Here is a 7,812-nt window from a genome sequence, read left to right on the forward strand (position 1 = left end):
CCCTTAAAAAAATGAATCAAACATATTGAATAAAGTACTGCCTGGTGCACGAGGGGGATGCACATAGGTGACTTCACCCGCTTGGGTTGGGGTCTTATTTTCAATACGAATACGCGCTGGATGATCAGTACCCTCATAATAGACTTTAATTTGAGACGTCCATAAACGGCCTGTACTTTCGCTATAAAATAATGGCAGTGCAGGGACGGGTACATTCATGCGATCAAAACGCAGTTGATGGTGACTGGTGTTGTGGAATTCAATCGGGGTCACCGCACGGAAAGCACGCGGTTTGAGGAGATTCAAATCAATACGACCATCTACAGAGGTCGCGTAGCAAATCTCACCATTTTGTGGGTCTTTACCAAACCAAGTATCTTTCGGTTGAATCACGGGAATATCAAATAGAGGTTCAGAAAGACCGTCAACCAAACCCGCAATCCACAAGGGGGTACTGATATACAGGGTGCCACGCTGACCCGCAGGAATATAAATCGGGTCAACAGGTCGAATCACCACTGAGCGATCCGCCAACCGAGGCATCAAATGAAAGCTGCCATTGGTCTTGTGGAACATATAGCGTTCGATTTTTGCCGGAGGCGGCATGGCAAATTCAATATCATTCAATATTCGCCACTGCTGCTCATAGTCATACTGAAATTGAGGGCGATGATATTCCAAACGCCATTCTTTGATGCCGCGGGTGAGACGAAAGAGCAATGAACCGAATTGCCACGCTTTGGCCTGTTGAATTTCGAATTGTTGTTCGCCCCACCATTTCAGAGCGTCAGAATGGGGAGCTTGATATTGATTATTTTGAGACAAGATGCAAAATTCCTGTGTGAGTATGCTAAACAGACTTCACGCTGTAATCTGCTTAGAGTACACTCACTGCTTTCTTTTATCATTATTTGTGTGATGCAAATACTTAAACAAATACAAATTCCTTATAGTTTCGCTAAACGACATGGCGTTTTGTTACGTTATGAAGGCGATCAAGTTTTTATTGTACGACGCAAGGACACCGCGCGTATTGCTTTGCAGGAAGCTCGTCGAATTTTGGGGAAAACAGCTCACGATCAATTGTGTACCGATCAAGAGTTTCATGCCTTACTGAGTTCTAGCTATGCAGGGGATACTGGCGAGTCGCAACAAGTTGCGGCAGGCCTAGAAGACCATCCAGATTTATTGAGTTTGGCGGATCAAGTACCTGAAGCTGAAGACTTGATGGATCAGGAAGATGATGCACCGATCGTGCGTCTAATCAATGCTTTATTGTCCGAAGCGATTCGTGTCAGTGCCTCTGATATTCATATCGAAGCTTTTGAGAAAAAGCTTTCTGTACGATTACGTGTCGATGGTCAACTACGTGAAATTGTTCAGCCACGCCGTGAATTAGCGCCGTTGTTGGTATCACGTATTAAAGTCATGGCGAAACTGGATATTGCGGAAAAGCGTGTACCACAAGATGGTCGTATTTCATTACGTCTCGCAGGGCGTGAAGTAGATGTGCGTGTCTCAACTTTACCGTCTTCGCATGGCGAACGTGTGGTCATGCGTTTGCTGGACAAGCAAGCCGGACGCTTGAACATGACGCATTTGGGCTTGATGCAAAATGACTATGATCGTTTAACGCAACTGGTTCATCGACCACATGGCATTATCTTGGTGACAGGTCCAACGGGTTCAGGTAAAACCACCACCTTGTATGCAGCATTGTCAGATTTGAATGACCATACGCGTAATATTTTGACTGCCGAAGATCCGATTGAATATCAATTGGAAGGTATTGGCCAAACACAGGTCAATACCAAAGTGGATATGACCTTTGCGCGTGCGTTAAAAGCGATGTTGCGTCAAGATCCAGATGTGGTGATGGTCGGAGAGATTCGTGATTTGGAAACTGCGGAAATTGCAGTACAAGCCTCTTTAACGGGTCACTTGGTGTTATCCACACTGCATACTAATACGGCAATTGGTGCAGTAACGCGTCTTAAAGATATGGGAATTGAACCATTCTTACTTGCTAGTTCACTGATTGGGGTGATTGCGCAGCGTCTGGTTCGTACTTTATGTCCGCATTGTGTGACTTGGCGTAAGGCTGATGATTTCGAGCGACAAGTATTTCAGCATCTCAAAGTTGATGAACATATGGAATTGCCGGAACCACATGGTTGTGAAAAATGTTCACACGTTGGGTTTAGTGGGCGAACCGCAATTTATGAAATTGTACCAGTCGATGAATCGATGCGCCGTTTGATTCATGGCAATGCCGCTGAGTATGAATTGGAAAATTATGCACGTCGTCATGCTGCATCGATTCGTGATGATGGTTTACTTAAAGTATTGGCTGGAAAAACCACATTAGAAGAAGTACTTCGTGTCACCAATGAAGCTGCGGAAGAATAAATCGATTCACGAATAAAAAACAGCATGGTCTAACCATGCTGTTTTTGTTTGAGTATTCGGATTATGCAGTCGTCACGATATTGAAAGTAACGTCGATATTGTTACGTGTTGCATTTGAATAAGGGCAAACGATATGTGCAGCCGCAACCAATTGCTCTGCTTCTGCTTGTTCCATTCCAATTAAATACACATTCAAGGTCACTTCAATACCAAAACCATTTGGAATCGGACCAATGCCGACTTCACCTTCAACATAGGCATCTTTGCTAATTTTAAATTTATCGCGATTCGCTACAAACTTCATTGCACCTAAGAAACATGCAGAATAGCCAGCAGCAAACAATTGTTCTGGATTAGTGACTGCGCCACCTGCACCGCCCATTTCTTTTGGCACCCCTAATTGCACATCTAAAACACCGTCAGAGGACGTTGCACGACCATCACGACCACCTGTTGCTTTTGCTTTCGCACGATAAACCACTTTTTCTAAAGACATGATTATTATTCCTAAATAATATTGAATACAATTAAATCGTACACGATATAAATTAAAAAACAAGTTGCTGTTGTGTAAATTTTAAACTTATTTGTTTAGATGTGTGCGAAGTTCTGAAAGCTGATCTTTTAGTGCCAATAATGCTGTTGGTGAACAGGATGCGGCTTGAGCCAGTTGATTTGGAATATCAATCGCTTGTAATTGTAAAGCTTGCCCTTGTGGGGTCAGGGTAATAATCACTTGTCGTTCATCTTTACTTGAGCGTTGACGAGTAATTAAGTCAGCTGCTTCAAGTTTTTTTAGTAATGGCGTAAGTGTAGATGATTCTAAAAATAGTCGTTCACCAATCTCTGAGACAGAGAGCTGATCTTTTTCCCATAGCACCAACATCACCAGATATTGTGGATAGGTTAAGCCAAGTGGTGCGAGTAATTGGCGATAAACCTGATTCAATGCGAGATTGGTCGAATAAATCAGAAAACATAACTGATTGTCTAATAACAGTTGCGGATGCTCTTCGCCCATGCAGCCCTCAAATAATAATTGAATAGATGCAGTATATCTTGGTCTAATCGATTACCTAAGTAGTTTCAGTATCAATTCAAATGAAAAAAGCACAAGCTGTAAAAACTTATGCTTTCTATCGCTTACTTAAATTGCCAATTACCAAAGCTCAGCAATTTTTTTCATCAATCTTGCTCGGTAGCGTGCGGTGGGGTTATTGAGATTATTCTGAGCTTCAAGTTCAAAATGTTGCTGCCATGCTTTGATCATTTCTAAGGTTGTGCCTTTTTGTTTAATGACCATAACGTCTTCACGTTGAATATTGTCTAATCTCTGCCTTGCACCTTCAGCACCTGTTCCCCAGCCAATGATCCATTGCCCAAAAGCATTCAGCGATAAGTTTTGTGGCGTAGACAAAACACGAGATGATTGAGTTGATTCATCACCATCTACATCCACAGATGTCGCGTGAAGTTGTACAGCGGTCCCCAAAAAAAAGAAAATAACAATCAATCTAAACATGAATAAAGCTTAATAAGAATTAACGGATGATGTTACATCATAGCTAGCCCAAAATTGGCTGACTTTGTTCTACTATGATTAATAATTTGTATTAAATCATGATTCTATAGATCAGGCATTTATAAAAGTTGATCATTGCAGTCAGATTGATCTTGTGTGCTTGTATTTTGTACAGCAGTGTGTTGAAAGTGGTGTAAAGATGAAGAGGGAGTTAATAGGCAATAATCTTACGATGCTGCATTAACGGCATTGCAAGGCGAAGTGTGTTTTGTGTCTTAAGATCAAATTCACTAGCGATTAGGCCGTGTCCTTCAGTTTCAATGCTTTGCAGCAATTGGCCGCGGCTATCTGTAATACCGGCATGTCCCCAAGTTTGACGTTGTTCACCATGCCAACCTTGTTGTGCAGCACCTAAAACATAACACTGACTATCCATGGCCCGTGCTTGTAGCAATAATTGCCAGTGGAGCTGGCCTGTCGTATAGGTAAATGCAGCTGGGGCCGTTAAGATATTGGCACCTTGCTGACGTAAAGTTAAAGCAAGTTCAGGAAAGCGTAAGTCATAGCAGACCATAAGTCCGATATTGCCAAAAGGCGTTTTGGCAACCACAACTTGATCGCCAGGTTCAAAGAATTTAGATTCCTGATAACCACCTACAGCATCGCCGACTTGTACATCAAACAGGTGGATTTTGTCATAACGTGCTTCAGTCCCTTCAGGACTAATACATAAGCTGACCGTGCGAACGCGACCATCTTGAATCACCGAACCATCTGGACGGAAAGGGCATGGGAGTGTACCTGCAACAATCCAGATTTGATAACGATGCGATAACTGTTCTAGGCGTGCTTGAATTGCTTCGAATTGTGCTGCGGTTTCGCGTTGCTTACCCGCAGCAAAGCAAACAAAATTCTCGGGGAAAACAATCAGCTCAGCACCTTGAGCCTTACTTTGTTGAAGTAATGATTCGATGACATCGAAGTTTGCTTCAATGTCATTTTGAGAATTCATCTGTGCAACAGAAAGTAAGGTCATAGGGAGATCACGATACTGAGTTTAACGATCAAGCGTTTTGTTTTTGTACGTCGAGATTTAAGCAATCTTGCTCTTTTTGCAATTGCTTAACCAATGGTTCAAACATATTTTGGTTGTTTTCGTTCAAGTGCATCAGTGTTTTGTGTGCATCGAGCACAGTGTTGAGCATTGCGCTGTGCGTCACTTGCTCTTCTGTAAGCTCCAATGTACATACACTTGGATCGCCACAGTAGTTTAAAATCACAAATACTTGCCCAAGCCCCATGCTATTGGCTAAGGTCGTAATATCTGGATTTGTCGAGAGCATAACGGCTTGTATGTGATGAACTTGCTTAAGCTTTAAACCTAGTTTTGCCAATATACCTAAAACAGTACTGTCAATAAACGTGGTTTCGGTTAAGTCAACGATTGCACCAACAACATTTTGCTGTTGTTCAATTCGATTGAGTAGTTTGTCTAGACTTATACAAGAGTGAGCACGCACTTCGCCAATAAGCTTGAAAATATGCGTTCCGTTCAAACTTGCATATTCAACATGACCTGTTGACATATAAATGCCATTTTCAGAGAAAGGATATGAAATTATCCCATAGTGATATTGGAGACACAAGTGGTTGGAGGGTGTGATTTAATTAAGATATTGATTTTAATATTAATTCATTCGACATATGCTCAAAATTGCAATGTCATCTGCTACATGTTCAGGGGCTTTGAATGAGTCATTTTGAAGATGTTCGACCAATTGATTAAACTGATCGTTCAGACCACCATCAAATGGTTCCAAGGCACCATCAGAGCATAAAATGAACCGCGCATGACGACTTAATTTACAGTGGTGTTCTTCGACTTCAAGCTCTTCAGTCAGGCCAAGTGGAAAGCTGCTGGTCGTTAGAATCTGAGGCGGTTGATTCGGTTCAAAAATAATGGGGGGAGGGTAATGTCCTGCACTTGACCAACGCACTTCATGGGTGACTAAATTTAAGATCCCAGCCACCATGGTAATGTGTTTTTCAATATTCTCTTGTACCAACATCGCATTCAGCTTTTGAATCAATTGGCTTGGTGTTTTTGAACGGCCATGAAAGGCTGCCATCCACGAGGTTAATAAGCTGCTGGTGACGCCATGTCCTGAAACATCAGCCAGATAGAACAATACTTCTTCATCATTTAAACGCCAATAATCATACCAATCCCCAGATAAATAAGCAGACGGTTGAAAAAGGGATTCAAACTGATAGTTTGGTAATTCGATTGGGTTCGGTAAAAGACGCTTTTGTAATTCGGCAGCAGAGGGTAAATCTCGACTATCTTGATTACGTTTGTATTGAGCATCTATTTTAAACAAAGAATGAATCGGATTTTTTGGCAAACTATCCCAAATCCAACCTGCTAATGCACCTTGTTCCCATGCTTGTGCTAACGCTGTGCCTTCATGTTCAAATGCAAGTACAATTGTTGGGAGTTTCCACTGATATTTTAAAAAGTCTTGTACATCGGCAATTGCAATGATGGTTTGATCATACAAATCCAAGTCATCAATTTGAATGATCTGCAAACTCGGTAACTCAGTTAAAGCTTGATCTAAACAAGGTACGGAACGCGTGGGTTGTATGAAATACATAGATGAATAGCCAATCCTTTGTATGATCATTTAAAATTCATCATAGATGAAAGATGACCTTGGATATAGTATTGCCAGAGTTTAAATTCTCTGGCAATACATAAGTTTGTAAAACATTATTTTAAATTAATCATTTTTCATGGGAAGAGCTGTCATCAATGTCATCTTCATCGCTAATGAAAGAAACATCATTTGAGTCGCCACGCTTTTCTGCAATCTGGAAAGCTTTACGTTGTAAATAGAAATCTCGAATCATTGCGTACTTGTCACCCTTTAGACTTTCTTCAATATCAAGAATTTGAGAACGTGCATCAACTGCCTGTAATACATTGGTTGACCAATAAATACCTTCATGATCATCTAGTAAGTATTTTTGTGGACGACCATAGCTATCGGCGGCTAAACCAAAACCATCACGGAAGGTACTTGGGCCAAAGAAAGGCAACATCACATAAGGACCAGAGGGAACACCATAATAGCCTAGAGTCACACCAAAACTTTCCTCTTCAGTGCTTAAACCCAAACGACGTGCTGGATCAGCAAAACCCAAAGTCGTTAAAGTATTCACTGTAAAACGGCCTAAAGTTTTTGCGGCGCGCGTTGGGCGACCTTGCATTAACTGGTTAACTGCATTCCAAGGTTCACCTAAGTTTTTGCGAAATTGGCGATAAGGACTACGCACAGGTTCTGGCACTTTAGCAACATATTGAATTGCAATAGGCTTTAATAAGTTACGGTCTAACATGTCATTGAATGCATAGACTTGGCGATTCAATGGTTGTAGAGGGTCTTTAACAGAATCAGGTTGTGCTGCATTCGCATTTACTTTTAAGTCATCTTTGGTCAGATGTTTTAAATCTTTGATGGCTTGAATCGTAGAGGTTTTTTGCTCAGCAGTGACTTGGCTTGTTACAGCATTAGCTTGATTGGCTGAATCGCTGGGAGTGTCTTGTGCGACTACTGATGAACATGCTCCAGCAGTTAACAACCCAAGCAAGATAAAATTTGAGTAATGCATATAAGTCCTTAATCGCTGTTAGAGCGAAATAATACAGCCATTAAAATGATTGCGTCATAGAACGCGCAACATAAAGATGAGCATATAGTTTAGTTGTTCTCCTATTATTAAAACAAATTCGATCGAAAAATATAAGAAAAATTGTGATTTTGGTTTAAAAATGTTCACTCGAATAAAAAAGAATGAAAATGGGGTTGTGTTGGATG

Annotated in this window: 9 protein-coding genes; 1 reads left to right on the forward strand and 8 read right to left on the reverse strand. The window is 41.2% G+C overall.

The window, feature by feature from the left end:
- Window positions 1-3 precede the first annotated feature (3 nt).
- Entirely contained in the window at window positions 4-825 is an 822-nt protein-coding gene (locus tag B2727_RS07685; RefSeq protein ID WP_005207093.1) for a hypothetical protein, read from the reverse strand.
- Between the two features lie 93 nt (window positions 826-918).
- Here B2727_RS07685 and gspE point away from each other — a divergent pair, with 93 nt between their 5' ends.
- The gene (gspE, locus tag B2727_RS07690; protein ID WP_005207094.1) at window positions 919-2,409 is read left to right on the forward strand and encodes a type II secretion system ATPase GspE; all 1,491 of its coding nucleotides are present in this window, start codon (window positions 919-921) and stop codon (window positions 2,407-2,409) included.
- A 61-nt stretch (window positions 2,410-2,470) separates the two neighbouring features.
- Here gspE and B2727_RS07695 read toward each other — a convergent pair whose 3' ends face one another.
- From B2727_RS07695 to B2727_RS07725, 7 genes are all read right to left on the reverse strand, one after another.
- The gene (locus B2727_RS07695; protein ID WP_005207095.1) at window positions 2,471-2,905 is read right to left on the reverse strand and encodes an organic hydroperoxide resistance protein; all 435 of its coding nucleotides are present in this window, start codon (window positions 2,903-2,905) and stop codon (window positions 2,471-2,473) included.
- A gap of 87 nt (window positions 2,906-2,992) precedes the next feature.
- Window positions 2,993-3,430, reverse strand: a complete 438-nt coding sequence (locus tag B2727_RS07700) for a MarR family winged helix-turn-helix transcriptional regulator (protein WP_005312319.1) — start codon at window positions 3,428-3,430, stop codon at window positions 2,993-2,995.
- A 138-nt stretch (window positions 3,431-3,568) separates the two neighbouring features.
- Window positions 3,569-3,931 carry a DUF4951 domain-containing protein gene (locus B2727_RS07705; protein WP_004804513.1) on the reverse strand — a complete coding sequence of 121 codons (363 nt, stop codon included), beginning with the start codon at window positions 3,929-3,931 and terminating at the stop codon, window positions 3,569-3,571.
- A gap of 211 nt (window positions 3,932-4,142) precedes the next feature.
- Window positions 4,143-4,967 carry a carbon-nitrogen hydrolase family protein gene (locus B2727_RS07710; RefSeq protein ID WP_033134669.1) on the reverse strand — a complete coding sequence of 275 codons (825 nt, stop codon included), beginning with the start codon at window positions 4,965-4,967 and terminating at the stop codon, window positions 4,143-4,145.
- Window positions 4,968-4,995: 28 nt separating this feature from the next.
- A complete protein-coding gene (gigB, locus tag B2727_RS07715) occupies window positions 4,996-5,517 on the reverse strand; it encodes an anti-anti-sigma factor GigB (RefSeq protein ID WP_005207099.1) in 522 nt (173 codons plus the stop codon).
- 102 nt (window positions 5,518-5,619) lie between these two features.
- Window positions 5,620-6,588 (reverse strand): RsbU family protein phosphatase GigA, encoded by a 969-nt coding sequence (gigA, locus tag B2727_RS07720; protein WP_005207100.1) that lies wholly within the window; start codon window positions 6,586-6,588, stop codon window positions 5,620-5,622.
- A 130-nt stretch (window positions 6,589-6,718) separates the two neighbouring features.
- Window positions 6,719-7,606 carry an MlaA family lipoprotein gene (locus B2727_RS07725; RefSeq protein ID WP_004804518.1) on the reverse strand — a complete coding sequence of 296 codons (888 nt, stop codon included), beginning with the start codon at window positions 7,604-7,606 and terminating at the stop codon, window positions 6,719-6,721.
- Window positions 7,607-7,812: the final 206 nt, after the last annotated feature.

Origin of the sequence: Acinetobacter sp. UBA991 (genome assembly GCF_002292065.1) — a bacterium.
Classification (GTDB): Bacteria; Pseudomonadota; Gammaproteobacteria; order Pseudomonadales; family Moraxellaceae; genus Acinetobacter; species Acinetobacter higginsii.